The sequence below is a fragment of the Arthrobacter sp. zg-Y20 genome, from assembly GCF_030142075.1.
Classification (GTDB): Bacteria; Actinomycetota; Actinomycetes; order Actinomycetales; family Micrococcaceae; genus Arthrobacter_B.
In genome coordinates this window covers 690906-713666 of the sequence record NZ_CP126241.1, presented here as the reverse complement: position 1 = coordinate 713666, position 22761 = coordinate 690906, and the positions used below count along the sequence as shown (strand labels likewise).

The window sequence follows — 22761 nt, the reverse complement described above, 5'->3', positions numbered from 1 at the left end:
GTGATGGCCACTCAGGAGCGTCCCATCGGATTCTGGCTCAAGCTTGTCGACCAGCTGGTTGATGACCAGTTCGGTGCCAGCTTCGAAGAGCACGGCGTCACCCGCCGGCAGTGGCAGATGATGAACCTGCTGGTGGATGGCCCGGCCACCCAGAAACAGCTGTCGGACGGTTTGCGGCCGTTTTTCCCTGCCGTGGAGGCCGGCACTTCCGAAGAACTCATTGAAGAACTGCGCGAGTCCGGCTGGGTGGCACTTGAGGACGGCCAGTACCAGCTCACCGATCTGGGCAGCCGCAGCTTGGAGAACCTGCGCGGCGCCGTGGACCGGATCCGGCAGCTGATGACGGAGGATATCGCCGCCGAGGAATACACCGCCCTGCTGGCAGTGCTGCAACGGATGGCCCGGAACCTGGGCTGGGACGGCGACGTCGCCTCCGGGCCGAGGGTGGATACCTGAGTCCGGCGGACATTCGCTCCTAGCAGCGTGCGTTCCTAGTAACCGGCGCGGACGTCCACCAGTCCCTCCAAGACAAACCCCGCCGCCAAGTTCCGTACGTTGCGCTCCACCCGGGCAGTGAACAGCGGACGGATCATGTCCTGTGTTTCCCCGGTATGCGGCGTGATCAAAGCCCGGGGTTCGGACCAGAGGGGATGCCCGTCCGGCAGCGGCTGCGGATCAGTGACATCCAGTGCCGCCCCGGCAAGTTTCCCTTCCGCCAGGGCGGTAACCAGTGCCGCGGTTTCCACCAGCGGGCCGCGGGCGATGTTCACCAGGAACGCATCGGGCCGCAGCAGGGCCAACCGCCGGGCGTCCAGCAGATGCTCGGTTCCTGCCGTCATGGGTGCTGCGAGCACCAGGACATCGGCTTCCCGCAGGGCATCGTCCAAACCCTCGTCGGTGACGGTTTTCTCCGCCCCCGGTACCGGCTGGCGGTGCGCGCGGACCATGGTGATGTGTTCGGTGAACGCCGACACCAGCCGAAGGATTTCCCTGCCCACACCTCCGGCCCCCACAATCACCACGCGTTTTCCGTGCAGCGAGGTGCCCTGCGGCTTGCCCCAGCTCTGCGCCCGGGCAAAGGTATCCACAGATCGCAGCAGGGCCAGGACCAGCGCCAGGGCGAACTCCCCCACCGGCTGGCCGAACGCACCCTTGCCGCTGGTCCACTGGCGGTCGGGGTTGCGCTGCATCAGGTCCTCGTACTGGTCCACCCCGGCCAGGGGAAGCTGTATCCACGTTATGCCGGGATGCTCGGCCAAGACCGTTTCCAGGGCATCCTGGGACAGCCCTTCGGTCAGGACCAGCCCCCTGGTTGCCTCCGAGAGCGGTGCAACCACTCCGCCGCCGGCCTGCACGGCATTGACCAGGTAGTCCCTCGGTTCCGGAAGGATAACAACGCTCGGTTCCATGAACGGACCCCGTTCCGCGTGAGCTGACAGTCCCAGAAGTATAGGCGCGGCACCTACCGCCCCGGCAGGTGCCGGATCGGTTTGCGGTCCCGAACGGTTTACTTGCGCTGGATCTGCGCGAGCATCTCTTCGAACGGCAGCGACGCCGGCAACTGCTGGGCGGTTTCGCGCGGGGAGGGAGCCGGCTGGGAGACCGGGGAAGGCTGTGAGTTCCCGGACTGCTGGGCCGTACCTCCGGGGACGTTCCCCATCAGCGCGGCAAGTTCCCCTGCGGCACGGCGCACCCGGTCATCCAGGGGCCCGGCACCTGCTTCGCCTGCACCCCAGTCCCCGGGGGCGGCATAAACACCCGTGGGGACAACCCGTGCCCGCAGGTAGCTGAACATCGGCCGCATGGAGTAATCCAGCACCATGGAATGCCGGGCGCTGCCGCCGGTGGCCGCAATGAGGACCGGTTTGCCGTCCAGGGATTTGTTGTCGATGACGTCGAAGAAGGACTTGAAGAGCCCGCTCATGGACGCCGTAAAGACCGGCGTCACTGCCACGACCGCGTCTGCGGCCACCAGCTTGCTGATCAGGGCTTCCAATTTTGGCGGCGCATAACCGGTGACCATGGAGTTGGCTATATCAACGGCGTATTCGCGGAGTTCGAATGTGGAGACCGTCACCTGACGGCCCCGTGCTTCGATCTCCTCCCGTGCCGCCTGAGCCAGGGAATCGGCAAGCATCCGTGACGAGGACGGAACGCCCAAGCCACCCGAAACCACAACAAGATCAACCATCCGGTCCTCCTCCACATGCGTTTGCATGTAGTGGTCAACCCCGGTCCGACACCACTTATTCCTCCGGGTGGCGCCTTGGCAGTCCGGTACCGATGCCGACGGAGGCCCGGCAGCTACCCGGCGGCAGCCCGCCCGGCAGCTCTGCCGCTAAAGAGGCAACCGCCCAGGAACGTCCCCTCCAGGGACCGGTACCCATGCATTCCGCCGCCACCGAAGCCGGCGGCCTCCCCAGCTGCGAACAACCCCGGAACCGGCGCGCCGTCCTGGCCCAGCACCCGCGACTCCAGATCGGTTTGCAGCCCGCCAAGGGTCTTGCGGGTCAGCACCGACAGCCGTACGGCAATCAGGGGCCCGGCCTTGGGGTCCAGGATCCGGTGCGGTGCGGCCGTGCGGATCAGGCGGTCACCCAGATAGGTGCGGGCCCCGCGAATGGCCGTCACCTGCGAATCCTTGCTGAAGGGATTCCGGATCTCCCGGTCACGGGCCTCGATTTCACGCCGGACCGCGTCCGCGGAAAGTTGGGGCGCCTCGCCCTGTGCGGAGGAATCCTTGGCCAGCATATTCATTCCCGCCACCAGCTCCTCCACGGAATTGGCGGTAATGAAGTCCTCCCCATGGTCAAGGAAGGCCTGGACCGGGGCCGGCACTCCGGCTGTGGCCCGCTTCAGCACATCCCGAATGGACTTTCCCGTCAGATCCGGGTTCTGTTCGGAACCGGAGAGGGCGAATTCCTTGCGGATGATGGCCTTGTTAAGGATGAACCAGCTGTAGTCGGAGCCCGTGCGGCGCAGGTGTTCCAAGGTCCCCAAGGTGTCAAACCCCGGGAAAAGCGGCACGGGCAGCCGGTCCCCGGCCGCATCCAGCCACAGTGACGAGGGGCCGGGAAGGATCCGGATGCCGTGGTTTTTCCACACCGGATTCCAGTTGCGGATGCCTTCCACGTAATGCCACATCCGGTCCGGGTTGATCACCCGCCCGCCGGCCGCCTGCGCAATGCCGATCCCGCGCCCGTCCACATGTTCGGGCACGCCGCTGAGCATGTTCTTCGGTGCCGGTCCCATCCGGTCCGGCCATGCTGCCCGGACGGCGTCGTGGTCCCCGCCGATCCCGCCGGTAGTAAGCACCACTGCGGATGCGCTGAACTCAAAATCCCCCACGGCTGCCCGGGAGGACGCAGTGCCCCGCTCCGCCGTCGTTGGTTCCAACACTGTGCCGCGCACACCGGTCACGGCGCCGCCGGTGAGGACAAGGTCATCGAGCCGGTGCCGGAACGCCAGGCGCACCAGGCCGCGTTCGACGCCGTCGCGCACCTTGGCCTCGAACGGCGCGGTGATTCCCGGCCCGGTCCCCCAGGTGATGTGGAAGCGCGGCACCGAGTTGCCCGGCCCGCTGGCACCGTACCCGCCGCGCTCGGCCCAACCGACCACGGGAAACAGCCGGTGCCCCATCTGCTGCAGCCAGGCCCGTTTCTCCCCTGCCGCGAAATGCACATAGGCCTCGGCCCACTTACGCGGCCAGAAGTCTTCCTCGCGGTCAAAGCCGGCGGTGCCCTGCCAGTCCTGCCAGGCCAGTTCCACGGAATCCCGTACACGGAGCCGGCGCTGCTCGGGCGAGTTCACCAGGAACAGGCCGCCGAAGGACCACCAGGCCTGTCCGCCTATGCTCTGTTGGCCTTCCTGTTCCACCAGGATCACCGTGCGCCCGGCATCCACCAGTTCAGCGGTGGCTACCAGGCCGGCAAGTCCGGCACCAACAACAATGACGTCTGCGTCTTTTGGCTGCATCCGGCTCACGCTACCGGCAGCACCCGGTACAGGCCAGCATTGCTTGGCACGGTGTCCGGCGCCCTCATGGGACGCACCGCACGGGCACGGCCTGTTGCATCCGTACCGGGGTTCTTAGACTGGACGGTAGGGCCGCTCCTAGGAGAACCGGCGACTGCCGGTGCCGGCTGTGGAAGAAGTGGAGAATCGCATGAGCGAACAGGGCGCCAACGAGGAGAAGGACTCCAACCGGACCCACGGCCAGGAGGCCTCCGAGGGCGATAGCAGCACGAAGCAGAACGAACAGCGCGAACATTCCCAGGAAGCCGCCGAAGGCGACGAAGGGCAGAGCTGAGCGGGACACCCTAGACACGGAACAGGCCCTTGAACCTCCTTTTGGGGAGGGGCAGGGGCCTGTTCCGTGTCTTCGTTGACTTAGCTCGCCGCTGCCTTGCGTCCTGAGTTCTTCGCAGCGTCCAGCACATCTGCATCATGGCTCTGGTCCACCACGGGGCCCGTTCCGGCAATTTCCCGCAGCTGCGCAATTCCTGCCGCTGCGTCCTGCTTTGTGTCAAAGGTGGTGGACACAGCCATCAACGTTCCGTCGCCGGAAATGAGCTTGATCCGGTAGCTGCCTTCGTGGGCGTCCACCAGCTTAAAGTAGCCCGACATCACTTACCTCCTTGTAAGGGGTCTATCAGTGCCTCTAATAGTAAGCCACCTTAGGGCTTTACAACTCCCCCTCCCCTAAATCCGCGTAGCCTGAAACCAAACTGAAACCGGTTCCTACACTGGAACCATGGCCGATACCGTCAGCCCCGAACAGCGCAGCCGCAATATGTCGCGCATCCGCAGCAAAAACACCAAGCCCGAGCTGCTGGTGCGCAGCCTCCTGCACGCCGCCGGCTACCGGTTCCGGCTGCACGGCAGATTCGGCCAAACACGCCTTCCCGGCAAGCCGGACCTGGTGTTCGCCGGGCGCCGCAAAGTCCTGTTCGTCAACGGCTGCTTCTGGCATTTCCACTCCTGCCCGGCCGGCCGGCACGCTCCGCAAACCAACAGCGAGTTCTGGGCGGCCAAGCGGAACCGGACCGTGGAGCGCGACGCCGCAGCACGGGACCGGCTGGCAGCGGCCGGCTGGGAGGCCCTGGTGGTCTGGGAGTGCGAACTCCGTGACCGGAGTGTCCTGGAGCAGCAATTGCGCCGTTTTCTGGGCCCGCCGGGGGCAGCACCGGCCCCGAGCCCCGAGACACGGCACTAGACTCGACCACAGACATCTACAGCAACCAGTACTACGGAGGCGGCAGGCATGGGCAGTTCGGCTAACGGCAAACGGGGCGTCCTTTTTGATGTGGACGGAACCCTGGTGGATTCCAACTACCTGCACGCGGTTTGCTGGTGGCAGGCCTTCCGCCGAATGGAGCACGATGTGCCCATGTCCGCCATTCACCGGGCCATCGGCATGGGCGGGGACAAGCTCGTGGAACATCTGCTGGGCGAGGACCGCAACAAGGACGAGGACGAAAAAATGGACGCCACACACGGCGCCATTTTCTCTACGTGGTGGCCCGCACTGCGTTCCTTCGACGGTGCCAGCGACCTCCTGAAGGCCTGCGCGGATAAGGACCTCACCGTAGTCCTGGCCTCGTCAGCATCCGAAGCTGAACTAAAGTTCCTGCGCACCGTCATCGACGCCGATTCGGCCATCAGCGGTGCGACCAGCTCCGGGGATGCCGAAGCCAGCAAACCCTCCCCCGACATTCTGGAAGCAGCTTTGGAGTCCGGCGGACTGGAAGCGGCAAATACCGTTTTTGTGGGTGACTCGGTGTGGGACGTGAAGGCAGCGGGCAAGCTTTCCATTCCCACCATCGGCCTCACCTGCGGCGGCACCAGCGAAGCCGAACTGCTCGAAGCAGGAGCCGAAGAAATCTATGAGAACCCCCGGGCACTGCTTGCGGACCTGGAGAACAGCCTCCTGCGCACCTTGCTCCAGGACTAAGCCCCCCAGCCAAGGAAGGACCCCTCATGGCTCGCGAACCCCTTGAACACGGCCGGGCAGATGCGGAGGGACCGGCGAACGGCGCCAAAGATCCGCTCGGTCCCAGCGCGCCCCAGCCCGGCCCCACCGGCGAACCCCGCACTCCGGGCCACAAGGCCCACTCCGCCGGCAACATCCGCGATGACCAGGGCACACATGCCGCGGGTACGGTGCCCGCGTCTGGCGACCCACGGGACGCGGAACGGGACGGCGGATTGGATGAGGACCGGCCGGGCGACGCCGGCTGATCCTCCCAGCGGGATCGGGCTCAGGGATCGGGCTCCGCTGCCAGCCCGCTGCCGGCCTACTTCAACAGGCCGGCGGCACGCAGGGCATCGGCCATGGCACCGCCCGGTGCCGGTTCTGCCCTGCTAACCCGCGCTGCACCCTTCCCAGCTGCCTGGGCTGTGGCCTTGGCGCCGCCCTTCGCGGATGCCTTGGCCTTTGGTGATGATGCCGAAACCGGCCCCGGGCGGGACGCTGCCGGCGCGGGCACTGCTGCCCGCGGGCCCTGCCCCCGCGATGCCTGTCCCCGTGATGCCTGTCCCTGCGTTCCCTGCCCGCGCCGCGGCCGGCTCCCGGCCGGGTCTGCAGGGTCGTCGTCGAGCCGCAGGGTCAGCGAGATCCGCTTGCGCTCCGGATCCGCCTCCATCACCTTGACCTTGACCACCTGCCCGGACTTAACCACTTCCCGTGGGTCGGAAATGAAGGTGGTGGACATGGCGGAAATGTGCACCAATCCATCCTGGTGCACGCCCACATCAACAAAGGCTCCGAAGGCGGCAACGTTGGTGACCACCCCGTCCAGGACCATGCCCGGCCGCAGGTCCGAAATCTTCTCGATCCCCTCGGAGAAGGCCGCTGTTTCAAAGGCCGGGCGGGGGTCGCGTCCGGGTTTGCGCAGTTCGGCAATGATGTCCAGGACGGTGGGCAGGCCCACGTGATCGTCCACGAACGCCGCCGGATCCAGGCCGTCCAGGGACGCCCCGGACGGACTCATGGTGGCACCCGCGGCGGTCAGGACCCTGCGGGCAGTCGGATAGGACTCCGGGTGGACGCTGGTGCCGTCCAACGGCTCCGATCCCCCGCTCACGCGCAGGAACCCCGCGCACTGCTCATACGCCTTTGCCCCCAGCCGCGGCACCTTCAAGAGGTCCCGGCGGCGGGTAAAGGGACCGTTTGCGTTCCGGTGGGCCACGATGTTTTCGCTAAGCAGCGGCCCGACGCCGGCCACCCGTGCCAGCAGCGACGGCGACGCGGTGTTCACGTCCACGCCCACCGCGTTCACGCAGTCTTCGATCACCGCATCCAGGGCGCGCTCCAGCTTGGCCGGCGTCACGTCGTGCTGGTACTGGCCCACTCCGATGGACTTGGGATCAATCTTCACCAGTTCGGCCAGCGGGTCCTGCAGCCGGCGGGCAATGGACACGGCACCGCGCAGGGAAACGTCCATGCCGGGCAATTCAGCAGAAGCGAGCGCGGATGCGGAATACACCGATGCTCCGGCTTCCGAGACCACCAGCTTGCGCACGCCTGTCACCAGCTTGATCAGTTCGGCGGCCAGCTTGTCCGTTTCACGCGATGCCGTGCCGTTGCCAATCGCAATCAGTTCCACCCCGTGCGCTTTCACCAGCCCGGCCAGGGCTGCGAGGGCCTCGTCCCAGCGGCGCGCCGGGGCATGCGGGTACACGGTGTCGGTGGCCACCGCTTGGCCGGTGCCGTCCACCACGGCCACCTTCACCCCGGTGCGCAGGCCCGGGTCCAGGCCCATAGTGGCCTTGTTGCCGGCGGGCGCGGCCAGCAGCACATCACGCAGGTTCGCAGCGAAGACCCGGACCGCTTCGGTTTCCGCGTCGGTGAACAGCCGGACGCGCAGGTCCACGGACAACTTCGCCAGGATCCGCCGCCAGGCCAGCTGTACCGTCTGCATCAGCCAGGCGTCCGCCGGACGCCCCCGGTCCGCTACCCCCAGGCGCGCGGCCACCGAGCGTTCATAACGGGCCCGCGCGCCGGCCAGCGCCTCGGCGTCCGCCGGGTCCCCCTCGGTCAGGGCCAGTTCCAGGATGCCCTCCTTCTCCCCGCGCAGCAGTGCCAGCACCCGGTGCGACGGCATCCCGGAGGGCGACTGGGAGAAGTCGTAGTAGTCGGTGAACTTGCGGCCTTCGGTTTCCTTGCCGGGCCGGACCTGCGAGCGCATCCGCCCCTGCCGCCACAGCTTCTCGCGCTGCTCGGTCAGCAGGTCCGCATCCTGGGACACACGCTCGATGAGGATGGCCCGCGCGCCGGCGAGCGCCTCTACTGCATCGGGCACGCCGTCGCGCACATACGCTGCTGCCTCGGTTTCCGGCACGCGGCCGGGATCCGCCAGCAGGGTATCCGCCAGCGGTTCCAGTCCCGCTTCCCGGGCAATCTGCGCCTTGGTGCGCCGCTTGCTCCGGTAAGGCAGGTAGATGTCCTCCAGCCGGGACTTGGTTTCAGCCCCGACGACGGCGGCCCTCAGCTCCGGGGTCAGCTTGCCCTGGGCATCGATCGCCTCAAGGATGGTGCGCCGCCGTTCCTGCAGTTCGCGCAGGTACCGCAGCCGCTCATCCAGGTCCCGCAGCTGTGCGTCGTCCAGGGTGCCGGTGGCCTCCTTGCGGTACCGGGCGATAAACGGCACCGTGGCACCGCCGTCGAGCAGTTCCACGGCAGCACGGACCTGCCACGGCGCAACGCCGAGTTCCGAGGCGAGCTGGGCAATGACCTGCTCGTCCGATGCGGATAGGTGGGCGACGGGTTCTACGCTGCTTAGACTCACCCGCCCAATTCTTCCCCATGCACCCGCTTGTGGCGAGCGGCCGGCCGGGGCGGTTAGTCCTCTTCGGTGAAGAGCCGGCGCCGGGTGCTCAACAGCTCCACTTCCGGCCGGGCCGCCACCAGTCGCTCCGCGGCATCGAGCACCTCCACCACATGCGACCTGTCCGCCGACACCACACTTACACCCAAACCCGAACGGCGGTGCAGGTCCAGCGACCCGACCTCCGCGGCGGAGACGTCAAACTTCCGCCGCAGCTCAGCGAGGATGGGCCGCACCACCGAGCGTTTGCCCTTGAGGGAATGCACATCCCCCAGGAGCAGGTCCAGTTCCAGCGCGCCGATCCACATGGTATCCATCCTTGCCGCAGCGCACCGGCCTTGTCACGCACGCCTGCAGCCGCCGCCCGGTCGGTGTTATGTTCAAAAGATGGCAACGCAGCACCACACCCGCAGGTCTCCCCGCCCACGCAATCTGGTTTCCGGTCTCCTGTTTGGAATCGGGCTGGCTGCCTTCATGGATGAAGTGGTCTTCCACCAACTGCTGCAGTGGCACCACTTCTATGACCGCTCCACCACCTCGGTGGGCCTGTTCTCGGACGGACTGTTCCACGCCTTTGGCTGGTTTGCCGTGGTGGCCGGGTTGTTCCTGTTCGCCGACCTCCGCCGCTGGCACCAGCTCCTGTGGCCGCGCTGGATTGGCGGTGTCCTGCTCGGCGCCGGAGCCTTCCAGTTGTATGACGGCACCGTGCAGCACAAACTCATGGGCCTGCACCAGATCCGGTACGAGGTGGATCTGCTGGCCTATGACACCGTGTGGAACTCGGTGGCGGTGCTGCTGATCGTTGCCGGCGCATGGCTGACGTACCGTACCCGTGCCGCCGTTCCCCCGGGCACGGCAGAAACCACGGCCGATGCATAACCACGGCGGAGGCTTCGCCGCGGAGACGTTGTTCTTTATCCCCGCGGTTGCTGCCTTGGTGGCCTACTGGGCCGGAGCGCTCTCGCCGCGCTCGGGCAGCTGGCCCTGGTACCGGACCCTGTGCTTCACCTTGGGCGTGGGGGCGGTCCTGGTGACCGTGCTGAACCCGTTGGCCGAACTGGCGCATACGGATTTCGCCATACTCAGCTTCTCCCACCTGCTGGCCGGGATGGTCTCGCCGCTGCTGCTGGTGTTGTCCCGTCCCTTCACGCTCGCGCTGCGCAGCCTTGACGTCTTTCCGGCCCGACGGCTCTCCCGGCTGCTGCGCAGCAGGTTTGTCCGCTTCCTGGCTTTCCCCGTTACCGCGGCCGTGCTGAATACCGGCGGAATGTTCCTGATGTTCCGCACCCCGCTGCTGCAGGCCATGCAGGAGTCCATGCCGGTGCACTGGCTGGTGACGTTCCATCTGCTCGCTGCGGGGTATCTGTTTACCGCCGCCATCATCGGCCGGGATCCCTCACCGCACCGGGCCGGCTACCGGCTGCGGGCCATTGTGCTGGTCCTGTCCATTGCCGCGCACAACATCCTGGCCAAGGGCATTTATGCCGATCCGCCGCCCGGCGTGAGCGCGACCGCAGCGGAACAGGGCGCCCTGGTGATGTACTACGGCGGTGCGGTCCTGGAACTGGTGCTGGTTCTGCTCCTATGCCGCCAGTGGTTCCAGTGGTCCCGCCCACGGGCACGAATCGCATCCATATCCGGTCCTCAGTAAGCTTACTAAGTTGAATACCGGCTTTGGCCGGTTCGGTTCGCTGAAGGGTCATTCATGAACGTCACCAGGGAAACCCTGATCCGGACAGCGTCGGAGGTCTTCGGCTGGGAGACGCCCCGCGAAGGGCAGCTCGAAGCCATGACCGCCGTAGCCCAGGGCAGGGATGTCCTATGCGTTATGCCTACCGGACACGGCAAATCCGCCGTCTACCAGGTTCCGGCGCTTGCCCTGCCGGGTGTCGCCGTCGTTATTTCTCCCTTGGTCGCACTGCAGCGCGACCAAGCAGACGCCATTAACGCTGCCGCGGGCCGCACCCGTGCGTATGTAGTGAACTCCGGTCAGTCCCAAGCCCAGATCAACGACGCGTGGGCCGCGGTTGAGGACCCGGATGAGGAGCAGCGGGCCAAGTTCCTGTTCCTCGCGCCGGAACAGGTGGCCAAGGAGGACGTGGCACAACGCCTGAAGAGCCTGGATGTGTCCTTGCTGGTCATCGACGAGGCACACTGCGTCTCTGCGTGGGGCCATGATTTCCGGCCGGACTATCTCCAGCTCGGCGCCCTGGTCCAGGCCCTCGGGAAACCCGTGGTTGCCCTCACCGCCACCGCCGCTCCGCCGGTGCGCACCGAGATTGCCGGCGTCCTGCAGCTGAAGGACCCGTTCCTGATAGCCCAGGGCTTTGACCGGCCCAACCTGCACCTGGCGGTTCGCATGCACGTGGAGTCCGAGGACAAGCGGCGCGCCGTGGTGGACAGTGTTCCGGACCTGGAACACCCCGGCCTGGTGTACGTGGCAACGCGCAAGGAAGCCGAGCAATACGCCGAGGACCTGGAAAAGGCGGGCCTGCGGGCAGCGGCCTTCCATTCGGGCCGGCCGGCCGGGGAACGGGAAGACGTCCACCGCCGGTTCCTGGCTGACGAACTGGACGTAGTGGTGGCCACCACGGCGTTCGGCATGGGCATCGACAAGCCCAACGTCCGCTACGTGGTGCACGCCGGGATCCCGGATTCGGTGGACAGCTACTACCAGGAAATCGGCCGGGGCGGACGGGACGGCAAACCCGCCACCGCCATCCTGCACTACCGGCCGGAGGACCTGGGCCTGCGTCGCTTCTTTGCCAGCAACCGGCCCAGCGACGACGACCTGCGGCAGTTGTTCGCGGTGCTCCGGGCACAGAACGGCACCATCAGCCAGGCCCGGCTGCGGGAAACACTGAACCTCAGCGCGCGGAAACTCGCTGGCCTGCTGAACCTGCTGTACGAGGCCGGGGCCGTCACAGCCAGCAAAAAGGGCTACAAGGCAGGCACCATGAGCCCGGACGAGGCGGTATCCGCCGCCGCCGAGTACGCCGAACGGCGCGAGAACATCGACCAGTCGCGGGTGGATATGGCCCGGCAGTACGCCGAGACCTCGGGCTGCCGCCGCCAGTTCCTGCTCGGCTACTTCGGGGAGAATATGCCCGATCCCTGCGGGAACTGCGACAACTGCGAAAAGGCCGCTGCCGCGGCGGACGTCGCCCCGGAAGACCTGGCCGAGCTGTCCCCGGACGATGCGGCGGACCTCCCGTTCCCGCTGCAGTCCCCGGTGACGCACACCGAGTGGGGACCCGGCGTCGTGATGAGTTACGAGGATGAGACCGTCACGGTGCTTTTTGAAGCGGAGGGCTACAAGACCCTGTCGGTGGACCTCGTACTGGAAAAGGACCTGCTGCAGCCGCTAAACCAGTAGCCCACGGCAACCTTTGCAGCACTCCAACCATTGTGTGCCGGGTCACAGTCCCCTAAGAATGGACTATGACGGTTACCCTCAGGTCCTTGGAAACTGCAATTCCCCCCACTGTGCTGGTGCAGACTGAAGTCCGTGACTGCTTCGCCACCCAGCCGGGCCTGACCCGGCTGGGTGAACGGCTGGTCCGCACCTGCTTCGATTCCGCGGCCATCGACACCCGCCGCACGGCACTGGCCGAGCTGTCCCTCACCGACACCTCCGAGCATCCGGTGTTTTACGACGCCCGCAGCGGATTGCTGCTGAAGCCCAGCACCAAGGTTCGCAACGACATTTTCGCAGTGCAGGCCACCAAGCTTTTCATCGAGGCCGCAACCAAGGCCTTGGCGGCCGCCCCGGGAGTGACGGCGGCGGACATCACGCACGTCATCACCGTCTCCTGCACGGGGTTCTTCAACCCCGGCCCGGACTACAAAGTGGTCCGGGCGCTCGGGCTGGACCCCTCCGTCCAGCGCTACCACCTGGGCTTTATGGGCTGCTATGCCGCGTTCCCGGCCATGCGCGCCGCGAAGTCCTTCTGCGAGGCCGATCCCGGCGCCGTGGTGCTGGTGGTCAGCGCCGAACTCTGCTCCCTGCATGTGCGCACCTCCAATGACCCCGATGCCATCATGGGGTCCTCGCTCTTTGCCGACGGCGCCGCCGCCGCGGTGATCACTGCCCGCGATGACCTGCCCGAGGGCCCCGGCATCCAACTGGACCATTTCGAGACCATCCTTACCCCGGTGGGTGAGGAAGCCATGGCCTGGAATATCGGCGACGAAGGCTTCGAGATGGTGCTGGGCACCTATGTTCCGCACATCATCGACGACCACATTGTCGGCGCCCTTGACCCGCTGCTCGCCCACGACGATTCGTTGGGAACGCTGCCGTACCGGGAGATCGAGCACTGGGCCATCCATCCCGGTGGCCGCAGCATCCTGGACAAGGTGGAGGCCAAGCTCGAACTGAGCGAGGAACAGCTGTTCCCGGCTCGGGAAACGCTGCGCACAGTGGGCAACATGAGCAGCGCTACGGTGCTGTTTGTCCTCAAACGCATCCTGGATCTGCCCTCTGCAGGTGGCAACGAGCGGATTTGTTCCATGGCCTTCGGCCCGGGCCTGACCGTGGAAACAGGATTGTTCACCCGGGTCGGCGTGCCGGTCCAGCCGGCGGCAGCGGTGGCCGGAGAACGCGCTGAGCAGCCGGCGGTAGGCGTCCCTGCATGACGGGTGTGCTCCCGTCGCTGGCTGAACGCGCCGTGGATGCCGTGGAAGAAATGGACCGGCCCGACGCCGATCCCCGGCAATTGGAACGCACCTACGCCCGCTTCTGGCTGATCAACGCCGTTGTATCGGGATGGCGGCGCAACTACGTCCGGTACCTGCGCCCGCTGTTCCGGGAGAGCGGCGGCGGGAGTTTGCTGGATATCGGTTCCGGCGGCGGGGACGTGCCCCGCTGCCTTGCCCGCTGGGCGCGCCGGGACGGCTTCGCGCTGGACATCACGGCGATCGACCCGGATCCGCGGGCGCACGCCTTCGCCTCGGCCCGCCCCCCGGTGCCGGGGCTCGCCTACCGGCAGGCATTCAGCTCCGACCTGGTTGCGGAGGGCCGGTCCTACGACGTCGTGATCTCCAACCACATGCTCCATCACCTCGGCGCGGGGGAACTGGAGGCCCTGCTGGCCGATTCGGAAAAACTCGCCACCAGGCTGATTCTGCACAGCGACATTGAGCGCAGCCGGTGGGCGTACGTGCTGTTTTCGGTGGGGACCTGGCCGTTTTTCCCCGGCTCATTCATCCGCCGGGACGGGCTGACCTCCATCCGGCGCAGTTTCACGGCGGCGGAACTGGCGGAGGTAACTCCGGCCGGCTGGCAGGGCGTGCAGCACCGGCCGTGGCAGAACCTGCTGGTCCATCCGCCGCTGTCCCGGATCCCGGCGCTGGCCAGGGAGTCCTGATCACGGTGCACCAGCTCTCCCCCGCCCCGGCGCCGCAGGCGACCGCAGAACACGTTCCCCGGGCGGCATCCGACGTCGTTATTGTGGGCGGCGGACCGGTGGGAGCCTATCTGGCTGTCCTGCTGCTGCAGGCGGGCATCACCGTCCAGGTACTCGAACAGCGGACCGGGCGCAGCCGGCATTCGCGTGCCATCGGTGTCCACCCGCCGGCCCTGGCGTCCCTCGCCCGGGCCGGAATCGCCGATGCCATGACCGCCGAAGGCGTACGGATCACCCACGGTGAGGCCCGCAGCGCGGGCCGGACGGTTGCCCGGCTGGATTTCGCCGCCGCTTCGGCACAGTATCCGTTTGTCCTGACGCTGCCGCAGATCCGCACCGAGGAGCTGCTCGAGGAACGCCTGCGCGCCCTGGACCCAACGGCGCTGGTACGCGGCGCGCGGGTGGAGTCCTTTACCGACGACGGACGCTGCGTCCGGGTCTGCGGCCGCTCCGGCGGAAAGCCGTTCAACACGCGGGCATCCCTGCTGGTGGCGGCCGACGGCGCCCGGTCCGCCGTCCGTACCGCGCTTGGCACGCGCTGGTCCTCCCGGCAGCTTGCCGATACCTATTTGATGGGCGACTTTCCGGACCACACCGGTGACGGGCCGCTGGGAGTGCTGTATCTGGAGCCGGAGGGAATCGTGGAATCCTTTCCCCTGCCCGGCGGGCTGCGCCGGTGGGTGGCCCACACCGACTGCCTGCAGCGCGGTGCCACGGCCGAAATGCTGGCCGCCGTGGTTCTGCGCCGCACCGGATACCGGCTGGATGCCGGGGCCAACTCGATGCTCAGTGCCTTCGACGTGCGCATCGGCAGGGCGGGCCGGCTGATCCGCGGCCGGACCGTGCTGGTGGGCGATGCCGCCCACCAGATCAGTCCCATCGGCGGGCAGGGCATGAACCTGGGCTGGCTCGACGCCGCCGCCCTGGCCCCGCTGATCGCCGCGTCCCTGCGCGGCCGGCCGGTGGGAGCGGAACTGCGGGAATTTGAACGGCGCCGGCGGCGCGACGCGGTGATTGCCTCCGCGCAGGCCCGGACCAACATGGTCCTGGGCCGGCCGCTGCCGGCACCTGTGCTGGCAATGCGCAACGCCGGGCTGGAACGGGTGTTCCAGGTCCCGGCGCTGGGCAACGCGGTGGCACGGCGTTTCACCATGCAGTAGGTGCCGCGGGAGTTACTTCCGGGTTGCGGCATCCTCCGCGGGGGCGTCCGTTGCCATGGTGTCCTTGGCCTGGACATCGTCAGCCTGCACGGCGGACATGGCCCCGGTCTGGAGTATTTCCGTACCGCCGGTGAGGCCCGGCTCCACCGGGTTGCCGGTGGTCGGCTTGACGTCCAGGGTACGGCGCAGGGCCTGCTCCTTGATGAACAGCACGGCCACCAGCGCAACCACGGAGACTACAGCGGCAATCCGGAAGATGTCCGCGGTGCCCTCGGCATATGCGATGCGGAAGAAGTCCTGGATCTGCGGCGGCAGCTGGGCAAGGTCCAGCGTGGCGGTGGTGCCCCCGCTGGTCGGGATGCCGGCGTTGGTCAGTTCCTCGCTCACCCGGCGGCTGACCGAGCTGGAGAGTACGGCACCCAGCACGGAAACGCCGATGGCGCCGCCGACGGTGCGGAAGAAGGCGATGGAGGCGCTGGCCGAGCCAACCTCCGTGACCTTGACGGTGTTCTGGACTGCAAGGACAAGGTTCTGCATCAGCAGGCCCATGCCCACACCGAGGACGAAGATAAACAGGCTGACCAGGACCATCTGGGTTTCATGGTCGATGGTGCCGGCCAGCGCCGTGCCGATGATGACCAGGATGGTGCCGATGACCAGGAAGCGCTTCCACTTACCGAAGCGGGTGATCAGCAGGCCGGAACCGACCGATCCGAGCAGGTTGCCCGCGATCATGGGCAGCATCAGCAGTCCGGCTTCGGTGGGGCTGAAGCCGCGGGCCAACTGGAAGTACTGGCCCAGGAAGGTGGTGGAACCGAACATGGCGATACCCACGGCCACGGAGGCCAGGATGGCCAGCGCGGTGGTGCGCTGGCTGATGATCTTGAGCGGGATGATGGGTTCGGAAACCTTGGACTCCACCAGGACCAGCAGTGCCAGCAGGATCACGGAGCCGCCCACCATGGCGGCGGTTTCCCAGGAGGCCCACTCGTAGTAGTCCTCCTTGCCGGCAAACGAAACCCAGATCAGCAGCAGGGAGACGCCGGCGGTGAGCAGGATGGATCCGAGCCAGTCGATCCGGGCCGGACGGCGCACGTGTTCCAGGCGCAGGGTGAACTGGAGCAGGATCAGCGCGATGACGGCGAGCGGGACGCAGAGGAAGAAGGTCCAGCGCCAGCCCAGCGGGCTGTCTACGATGAAGCCGCCCAGCAGCGGGCCGCCGGCGGTGGCGACGGCCATGACCGCACCCATGTACCCGGAGTACCGGCCGCGCTCGCGCGGCGGGATGATTGAGCCGATGATCGCCTGCGCCAGGGCAGTCAGGCCGCCCATGCCCAGGCCCTGGATCACCCGCGCGGTGAGCAGCAGCGGCATGGATTCGGAGAACCCTGCCAGCACGGAGCCGGCCACGAAGACGATGATGCTCAGCTGCACCAGTACTTTTTTGTTGAACAGGTCAGCGAGCTTGCCCCAGATGGGTGTGCTGACCGCGTTGGCCAGCAGTGCGGCGGTGACGACCCAGGCGAAGTCGGTCTGGGTGCCGTGCAGCTCGCCCATGATGGTGGGCAGCGCGTTGGCCACGATGGTGGTGCTCAGCATCGCCGTGAACAGTGCGGCGAGCAGGCCGGTGAGGGCCTGGAGGATCTGGCGGTGGCTCATTTCCCCGGGGACGTGTTTCTTCCGGGCGGTTTTTGTTTCGCTCACTTAGTTGCTTGCTCCTGCGGAGATAGGTGTGTGGAGGTTCCGACGGCGGGGCCGGTGGTGCCCGGCGCGGCCGTACGGAGGGAGGTAAGGAGGGATTCGGAGAGCGCCCCGATGGACTCGGAGGCCAGCTGGGCCTGTTCCTCGGACCACTCCGACAGCGTCTGCTGCAGGACGGCGGCCCGCCGGTTCAGGGACTGGGCGAGGACGGACTCCCCCAGTTCGGAGAGGCGGATCAGGTTGGCCCGGCGATCCTGCGGATGGGGGCGGCGGTGGACGTACCCGAGCTCCTCGAGTTCGGCGACATGCCGGCTCAGTCCAGCGGCGCCGATTCCCAGTTTCGCGGCCAGTTCAGTGGCGCGCAGCTCACCGTCTTCGCCGATCATCCGCATGACGCCCTGCAGTGCGATGCCGGGACCGCCGTCGAGGATGCTGTGGTGGGTGAGGGCCCGCAGCGAACGCTGGAGGGCAAAAACACTGCGAACCAGCTCTTCTGCCGTGTGTTGCTGTACGGGCAAAGCAGGCCGCCTCCGAAACAATATTGATAGTTGACCTAGGCAACTATACGAACATTGTTTACCTAGGTCAACTAACTAAACCGCTTTGTGTCATGTCAGAGGTGGGTGGGAGCAAAGAGGCCTATCCGCGCCTCCACCACCACCACGTTGGGGCCTTCCGCAGCGAAAGATTCTTCCAGGGCCGTACGGATTCCGCCGGGAGCGCAACGGCGGGCCGGGACGCCGAACGATTCGGCCAGCTTGACGAAGTCGGGCCCGGCCAGCTCCGTGGCGGTGGCCTTGCCGAAGGCATCCTCCATGTATTCGCGCAGGATGCCGTAGCCGCCGTCGTCCACGATCAGCCAGGTCACCGGCAGGTGATGCTGCCGGGCGGTAGCCAGTTCCGCGATTGAGTACATGGCCGACCCGTCCCCGGATACTGCCAGGACCCGTTCCCCGAGCCCCACGGCTCCGCCAATTGCCCCCGGAAAGCCGTAGCCCAGCCCGCCGGCACCCTGGGCGGAGTGGAAGGCCCCGGCCTTAGCGTCCCAGCAGCTCCAGGCCCAGTAGGCGGAAATGGTCATATCCCAGTAGGTCTGCATCGTCTCGGGTACGGCCGCCCGGATATCTGCCATGAACTGCCGCTCCATGCCCAGATCCTGGCTGTCCAGCCTCGACTGCACCCGCGCCAGGGTTTCGGCCACCAGGTCCTCCGCCGCCTGGCCGTGCCAGTCCGGCAGGACGGCGGCCTGCGGCAGCGCCTGGTCCAGTGCTTGAAGTGCTTGCCGCGCGTCGGCCCGGATACCCAGTGCCGGCCGGTTGGACTCCAGCACCCGGGGCTCGGCGTCAATCTGGATGATCCGGCCACGCGGAGCCATGGTGAAGTAGTTGGAGGTCACCTCGCCCAGGGAGGAACCGATGACCAGGAGGACGTCGGCGTCCTCCAGCACGTCCGTCGTGTGCCGGTCCTCCACCCAGGACTGCAGCGACAGCGGATGGTTCCAGGGGAAGGCTCCGTTGCCGCCGGGGGTGCAGATCACCGGGGCATGGAGTTTCCCGGCAATGGAGAGCAGCTGGGCTTCGGCGCCGCTGCGGCGCACGCCGCCGCCGGCAATAACTGCCGGACGCCGGGCAACACCGAGCCAGCGGACAGCCTCCTTCACCAGCTCGCTGCGCGGCGGGTTGTCGAACGGCTCGGCCAGCGCATCTTCCACGGCCGGAACCATCACCGGATTCAGCAGCACGTTCTGCGGCACCTCGATCCACACCGGACCCATCGGTGCGGAAATGGCCTCGGTCCACGCATCCTGGATAGCGGACGGGATGCCGGAGGCGTGCTGGATCAGCCGCTGGCTCTTGGTGACGTTGGCCGCCGATGCCTTCTGGTCATCAAGCTGGTGCAGCATGCCGCGACGGCGGGCGCCCAGGCCGTCAATGGGAAGCTGGCTGGCCACCACGATCATCGGCACACCGGTGGCATAGGCTTCCTGGAGCCCGGCCAGGGAGGTCAGCGCGCCCGGCCCGGTGGAGAGGAACAGCACCCCCACCTGCCCGGTGGCCCGGGAAAAGCCGTCGGCGGCGAACGCCGAATTGTTCTCCACCCGGGAGGAGATGAACTCCAGCCGGGAGCGGGACAGCGCGTCAAAGAGGCCCAGGGCGTGCTGGCCGGGGATCCCGAAGACCGTGGTGGCACCGAGTGCTTCAAGGGTTTCCACCACCAGGTCCCCGCCGTTGCGCACGGGTGCGGAGGACGCAGCGGAAGGGTTGGCGGCAGCGTCGGCGCTCATGCGGACAGTCCCATCAGGGTGATCAGGTCATAGGCCACGTGCGAGGCGGCCACCGCCGTAATGTCGGCGTGGTCGTAGGCGGGAGCTACTTCGACGACGTCGGCGCCCACCAGGTTCAGGCCGCGCAGTCCGCGCAGGATCTCCAGCAGTTCCCGGCTGGTGATGCCGCCGGCTTCCGGAGTGCCGGTGCCCGGCGCGTGGGCCGGGTCCAAGACGTCAATGTCCACGGACACGTACAGCGGACGGGAGCCGATGCGGCTGCGCAACCTGTCCACCACCTCATCCACCCCCTGCCGGAAAACATCCGAAGAGGTCACAATGCCGAACCCGAACCGGCGGTCCTCCTCAAGGTCCTTTTTGCCGTAGAGCGGCCCGCGGGTGCCCACATGGGATATTGCCTCGGTGTCCAGGATGCCTTCCTCCACCGCCCGGCGGAACGGCGTTCCGTGGGTGTATTCGGCGCCGAAGTAGGTGTCCCAGGTGTCCAGATGGGCATCAAAGTGCAGCAGCGCCACCGGCTGCCCCGCACGTTCGGATGCTGCACGCAGCAGCGGCAGGGCAATGGTGTGGTCACCGCCCAGGGTCAGCAGCCTGCTTCCGGACGCCGTCAGGTCCAGCGCGTGCTGCTGGATGGTTTCGATGGCCTCGTTGATGTCAAAGGGATTCACGGCCATGTCGCCGGCGTCGGCCACCTGCAGGTTCGCGAACGGCGAGGCATCCAGCGCCGGGTGATAGGGGCGCAGCAGGCGGCTGGCCTCCCGGACGTGGTTGGCGCCGAAACGCGCCCCCGGCCGGTAGGACACCCCGCTGTCGAAGGGAACCCCCACCACGGCCACCTCGGCACGGTCCACCTGGTCCAGGCGCGGCAGGCGGGCGAAGGTCGCCGCTCCGGCATACCGGGGGATCCGCGCCGCGTCCACCGGCCCGGTGTTGCCGTTGGCGCTGACGCGGGGAAGCTCATCCATGGGTGTCTCCGGGATCCCCGGGGCGTCCTTGCCCCGGTGCGGTGGTGGTGTGCGGCGGTTGTGTGCGGCGGTTACCCGCGGTTATCTGCAGGTAATCAAATGTTTACCGAAAGGCTAAAGTGGAACTGCGCTCGCGGTCAAGACTAGGCTGAAGGCATGGCGGCCCACGATAACAGCGCAGACCCGAACTACGACGTCGACGTCCTGATTGTGGGCGCGGGCCCCACGGGGCTGGCGCTCGCCGCCCAACTCAGCGCCTTCGGCGCGAGCTTCCGCATCATTGACCGGCGGCAGAGCCCGGGCACCGAATCCCGTGCCATCGCCATCCAGCCCCGCACGCTGGAGGTACTGCGGCCCTTCGGCGTCAGCGCTGAACTGGCGGCAGCCGGCCGTCCCGCCCGGCAGCTGCACTTGCACCTGCCCGAGGAAACGCTGGAAGTGGACCTGTTCGACACCGGCATGGACGATACTGCTTTCCAGCAGCTGCTGTTCCTGTCCCAGACGGAAACCGAACGCATCCTGACGCAGTACCTGCTCTCCCGCCGCGTACGGATTGAACGCGGAGCGGAACTGCAGGACCTGGAGCGGCTGGACCCCGAGGATCCCTTTGCCGGCATGGAAGCCAAGATCCAGCGGATGGACCGCGGAATCGAACGCATCCGTGCGCGCTACGTTGTCGGCGCAGACGGGGCCGACAGCACCGTCCGAGCCAAGGCCGGCATGGATTGGCGCGGCGGGGCCTACCCCGACACCTTCATCCTGGCCGATGTCGAAATTGACGGCGCCGAACCCGAAACGGTGCACTCCTACCCCACCGAAGACGGTTTCCTGTTCCTGTTCCCGCTCGGCGGACCGGCCACCTGGCGGATGATCGGCATCAAGCCGCCGCATCGTCCGACAACGCTTGAAACCCTCCAGGGCATGGCGGACACCTTCACGCACGGACAGCTGACCGTCCGCGATCCGAAGTGGATCAGCACTTTCCGGCTGTCGCACCAGATGGCGGAATACTTCCAGCGGGGCTCCGTGTTCCTGGCCGGCGACGCCGCACACGTCCACTCCCCCGTGGCCGCGCAGGGCATGAACACCGGCATCCAGGACGCCCTGAACCTGGGCTGGAAGCTCGCACTGGGTGCCCGCGGACTGGCCAGCGAAGAGCTGATCGACAGTTACCACGCCGAGCGGCGGCCCGTAGGCCAGGAAGTCGTTTCCACCACGGACCGCGTTTTCAAGCTGGCCACCAGCCGCAACGGCCTGAAGAAGCTCCCCCGCACCAAGCTGCTGCCCGCCGTCGCCCCTAAGGCCATGGCCTGGGACGGGCTGCGCTCCCGCCTCTTCCGCTCCATGTCCCAGCTGAATGTCAACTACCGCGGCAGCAGCGTGGTGGACTCCGGAGCCTCACGGTTCCCGGCAGCACTGTCCCGCGGACCCCGCCCCGGTGACCGGCTGCCCGACGCCGACGTCATCTACCAGGACCGGGAGCGCCGGCTGCAGGACCTCCTGGCCACGCCCGGCTTCTCCGTGCTCCTCTGCGGGCCCGGCTGGCCGCAGGACGCACCGGCGCGGCTCGCCGCTGCCCTGCCGCAGCTCGCGGGCCTGCTGAACGTCCGGCAGCTCACCGCCGGCAGCAGCCTGATTGCGGACGACGCCGGCATCATCAAGGATGTCAGCGGGCTGGCGTTCCACCGCCTGGGCCTCAGCCCGCGCCGGGCCGAACTGCTCGTGGTCCGCCCCGACGGCTATGTGGGCTACCGTTCCGCAGGCCGGGACCTAAGCAGCGCCGTCGAATACCTCGAGGACCTGACCGGGACCGCCGACAGCACCGCTGTCAGCGCCTAGGAACCGCCGGGGCTGACCAGGGTCCAGAGCACAACGGTTTCTTCCCGGGACGGGTTGCGCCAGGAATGCGGCTCGCGCCCGGGGAACGTCACGGTGTCGCCCGTGCCCAGTTCCATGGACTCGTGCCCCAGGATGAGTTCGAAGGTGCCCTGGACCACGTGCAGCACCTCGACGTCGCAGTCCACCGAGTAGAGGTCCGCCTCCCCGGAACCGCCCGGTTCAATGACGGAGCGCACTATCTGCACCCGGCGCTCGGTGCGCGCGGTGAGCAGCCGTTCCTCAATGCCCTCCCCGCCCAAGTGAATCTTCGGGGCCTCGTCCCAGCGGGTCACGTGGGTCTCCGGCGCGGAAAACAGCTCGCCGATGGAGATGGACAGCACCTGGCACAGGGTGAGCAATGACGCGACGGACGGCGAGGTGAGGTCCCGCTCCACCCGGCTGAGGAATCCCTTGGTCAGGCCGGTGGCCTCAGCCACCTGCCCGATGGTCATCCTCCGCGCCTGGCGGGCGGAACGGATCCGCACGCCGATGGCCACCGGTGCGTTGCTCGGTTCTACAGGCAGGGCCTTCATGGTC

23 protein-coding genes are annotated in these 22761 nt (G+C 67.2%); 12 read left to right on the top strand and 11 right to left on the bottom strand.

What is annotated here, in order from left to right; all coding sequences use genetic code 11:
- The first annotated feature begins 3 nt into the window (after window positions 1-3).
- The gene (locus QNO06_RS03505) at window positions 4-456 is read left to right on the top strand and encodes a MarR family winged helix-turn-helix transcriptional regulator (protein WP_227913458.1); all 453 of its coding nucleotides are present in this window, start codon (window positions 4-6) and stop codon (window positions 454-456) included.
- Window positions 457-491: 35 nt separating this feature from the next.
- On the opposite strand, the gene QNO06_RS03500 is transcribed toward QNO06_RS03505, so the two are convergent.
- The 3 genes from QNO06_RS03500 to QNO06_RS03490 all read right to left on the bottom strand — a co-directional run bounded on the left by QNO06_RS03500 (window position 492) and on the right by QNO06_RS03490 (window position 3975).
- On the bottom strand, window positions 492-1409 hold the full coding sequence (locus tag QNO06_RS03500) for an NAD(P)-dependent oxidoreductase (protein ID WP_227913459.1): 918 nt from the start codon (window positions 1407-1409) through the stop codon (window positions 492-494).
- 98 nt (window positions 1410-1507) lie between these two features.
- A complete protein-coding gene (locus QNO06_RS03495) occupies window positions 1508-2191 on the bottom strand; it encodes an FMN reductase (RefSeq protein ID WP_227913460.1) in 684 nt (227 codons plus the stop codon).
- A 113-nt stretch (window positions 2192-2304) separates the two neighbouring features.
- Window positions 2305-3975, bottom strand: coding sequence for an FAD-binding dehydrogenase (locus QNO06_RS03490; protein WP_227913461.1), 1671 nt, complete (start codon window positions 3973-3975; stop codon window positions 2305-2307).
- Between the two features lie 190 nt (window positions 3976-4165).
- Here QNO06_RS03490 and QNO06_RS03485 point away from each other — a divergent pair, with 190 nt between their 5' ends.
- Window positions 4166-4309, top strand: a complete 144-nt coding sequence (locus tag QNO06_RS03485; protein WP_227913462.1) for a hypothetical protein — start codon at window positions 4166-4168, stop codon at window positions 4307-4309.
- Between the two features lie 80 nt (window positions 4310-4389).
- Here the strand turns inward: QNO06_RS03485 and QNO06_RS03480 are convergent, their stop codons facing one another.
- Window positions 4390-4626 carry a YegP family protein gene (locus QNO06_RS03480; protein WP_227913463.1) on the bottom strand — a complete coding sequence of 79 codons (237 nt, stop codon included), beginning with the start codon at window positions 4624-4626 and terminating at the stop codon, window positions 4390-4392.
- 127 nt (window positions 4627-4753) lie between these two features.
- Between QNO06_RS03480 and QNO06_RS03475 the strand changes: the two genes are divergently transcribed.
- Genes QNO06_RS03475 through QNO06_RS03465 form a run of 3 tightly spaced genes read left to right on the top strand, consistent with a single transcriptional unit; the run spans window position 4754 to window position 6240 of the window.
- Window positions 4754-5215 (top strand): very short patch repair endonuclease, encoded by a 462-nt coding sequence (locus QNO06_RS03475; protein WP_227913464.1) that lies wholly within the window; start codon window positions 4754-4756, stop codon window positions 5213-5215.
- Window positions 5216-5263: 48 nt separating this feature from the next.
- Window positions 5264-5953: an HAD family hydrolase gene (locus QNO06_RS03470; protein WP_227913465.1), complete on the top strand. Its 690-nt coding sequence runs from the start codon at window positions 5264-5266 to the stop codon at window positions 5951-5953.
- 26 nt (window positions 5954-5979) lie between these two features.
- Complete coding sequence (locus tag QNO06_RS03465; protein ID WP_227913466.1) at window positions 5980-6240, top strand: hypothetical protein; 261 nt, start codon at window positions 5980-5982, stop codon at window positions 6238-6240.
- Between the two features lie 56 nt (window positions 6241-6296).
- Here QNO06_RS03465 and QNO06_RS03460 read toward each other — a convergent pair whose 3' ends face one another.
- Together QNO06_RS03460 and QNO06_RS03455 are read right to left on the bottom strand one after the other, a co-directional pair.
- Window positions 6297-8789, bottom strand: a complete 2493-nt coding sequence (locus QNO06_RS03460; RefSeq protein WP_227913467.1) for a Tex family protein — start codon at window positions 8787-8789, stop codon at window positions 6297-6299.
- Between the two features lie 53 nt (window positions 8790-8842).
- Window positions 8843-9136: a DUF503 domain-containing protein gene (locus QNO06_RS03455; protein WP_227913468.1), complete on the bottom strand. Its 294-nt coding sequence runs from the start codon at window positions 9134-9136 to the stop codon at window positions 8843-8845.
- A gap of 79 nt (window positions 9137-9215) precedes the next feature.
- Between QNO06_RS03455 and QNO06_RS03450 the strand changes: the two genes are divergently transcribed.
- The 6 genes from QNO06_RS03450 (at window position 9216) to QNO06_RS03425 (ending at window position 15396) form a co-directional block, all read left to right on the top strand.
- Complete coding sequence (locus tag QNO06_RS03450; protein ID WP_227913469.1) at window positions 9216-9707, top strand: DUF2243 domain-containing protein; 492 nt, start codon at window positions 9216-9218, stop codon at window positions 9705-9707.
- On the top strand, window positions 9700-10479 hold the full coding sequence (locus QNO06_RS03445) for a cytochrome c oxidase assembly protein (protein ID WP_227913470.1): 780 nt from the start codon (window positions 9700-9702) through the stop codon (window positions 10477-10479). The genes QNO06_RS03450 and QNO06_RS03445 overlap by 8 nt, the downstream gene beginning before the upstream one ends.
- Before the next feature lie 54 nt (window positions 10480-10533).
- The gene (locus QNO06_RS03440) at window positions 10534-12204 is read left to right on the top strand and encodes a RecQ family ATP-dependent DNA helicase (RefSeq protein ID WP_227913471.1); all 1671 of its coding nucleotides are present in this window, start codon (window positions 10534-10536) and stop codon (window positions 12202-12204) included.
- 65 nt (window positions 12205-12269) lie between these two features.
- The gene (locus tag QNO06_RS03435; protein WP_227913472.1) at window positions 12270-13466 is read left to right on the top strand and encodes a type III polyketide synthase; all 1197 of its coding nucleotides are present in this window, start codon (window positions 12270-12272) and stop codon (window positions 13464-13466) included.
- A complete protein-coding gene (locus tag QNO06_RS03430; protein WP_227913473.1) occupies window positions 13463-14197 on the top strand; it encodes a class I SAM-dependent methyltransferase in 735 nt (244 codons plus the stop codon). The genes QNO06_RS03435 and QNO06_RS03430 overlap by 4 nt, the downstream gene beginning before the upstream one ends.
- Window positions 14134-15396, top strand: a complete 1263-nt coding sequence (locus QNO06_RS03425; protein WP_227913474.1) for an FAD-dependent oxidoreductase — start codon at window positions 14134-14136, stop codon at window positions 15394-15396. Before QNO06_RS03430 ends, QNO06_RS03425 begins: the two co-directional genes overlap by 64 nt.
- Before the next feature lie 12 nt (window positions 15397-15408).
- On the opposite strand, the gene QNO06_RS03420 is transcribed toward QNO06_RS03425, so the two are convergent.
- The 4 genes from QNO06_RS03420 to speB all read right to left on the bottom strand — a co-directional run bounded on the left by QNO06_RS03420 (window position 15409) and on the right by speB (window position 20346).
- Window positions 15409-17100, bottom strand: a complete 1692-nt coding sequence (locus tag QNO06_RS03420) for an MDR family MFS transporter (RefSeq protein WP_227913475.1) — start codon at window positions 17098-17100, stop codon at window positions 15409-15411.
- Window positions 17097-17615 carry a MarR family winged helix-turn-helix transcriptional regulator gene (locus tag QNO06_RS03415; RefSeq protein WP_227913476.1) on the bottom strand — a complete coding sequence of 173 codons (519 nt, stop codon included), beginning with the start codon at window positions 17613-17615 and terminating at the stop codon, window positions 17097-17099. The genes QNO06_RS03420 and QNO06_RS03415 overlap by 4 nt, the downstream gene beginning before the upstream one ends.
- Before the next feature lie 95 nt (window positions 17616-17710).
- Complete coding sequence (locus QNO06_RS03410; protein WP_227913477.1) at window positions 17711-19381, bottom strand: thiamine pyrophosphate-binding protein; 1671 nt, start codon at window positions 19379-19381, stop codon at window positions 17711-17713.
- Window positions 19378-20346: an agmatinase gene (speB, locus tag QNO06_RS03405; protein WP_227913478.1), complete on the bottom strand. Its 969-nt coding sequence runs from the start codon at window positions 20344-20346 to the stop codon at window positions 19378-19380. Before speB ends, QNO06_RS03410 begins: the two co-directional genes overlap by 4 nt.
- Before the next feature lie 156 nt (window positions 20347-20502).
- Here speB and QNO06_RS03400 point away from each other — a divergent pair, with 156 nt between their 5' ends.
- Window positions 20503-22185 carry an FAD-dependent monooxygenase gene (locus tag QNO06_RS03400; protein WP_227913479.1) on the top strand — a complete coding sequence of 561 codons (1683 nt, stop codon included), beginning with the start codon at window positions 20503-20505 and terminating at the stop codon, window positions 22183-22185.
- On the opposite strand, the gene QNO06_RS03395 is transcribed toward QNO06_RS03400, so the two are convergent.
- Entirely contained in the window at window positions 22182-22757 is a 576-nt protein-coding gene (locus tag QNO06_RS03395) for a helix-turn-helix domain-containing protein (protein ID WP_227913480.1), read from the bottom strand. The genes QNO06_RS03400 and QNO06_RS03395 overlap by 4 nt on opposite strands.
- Window positions 22758-22761: the final 4 nt, after the last annotated feature.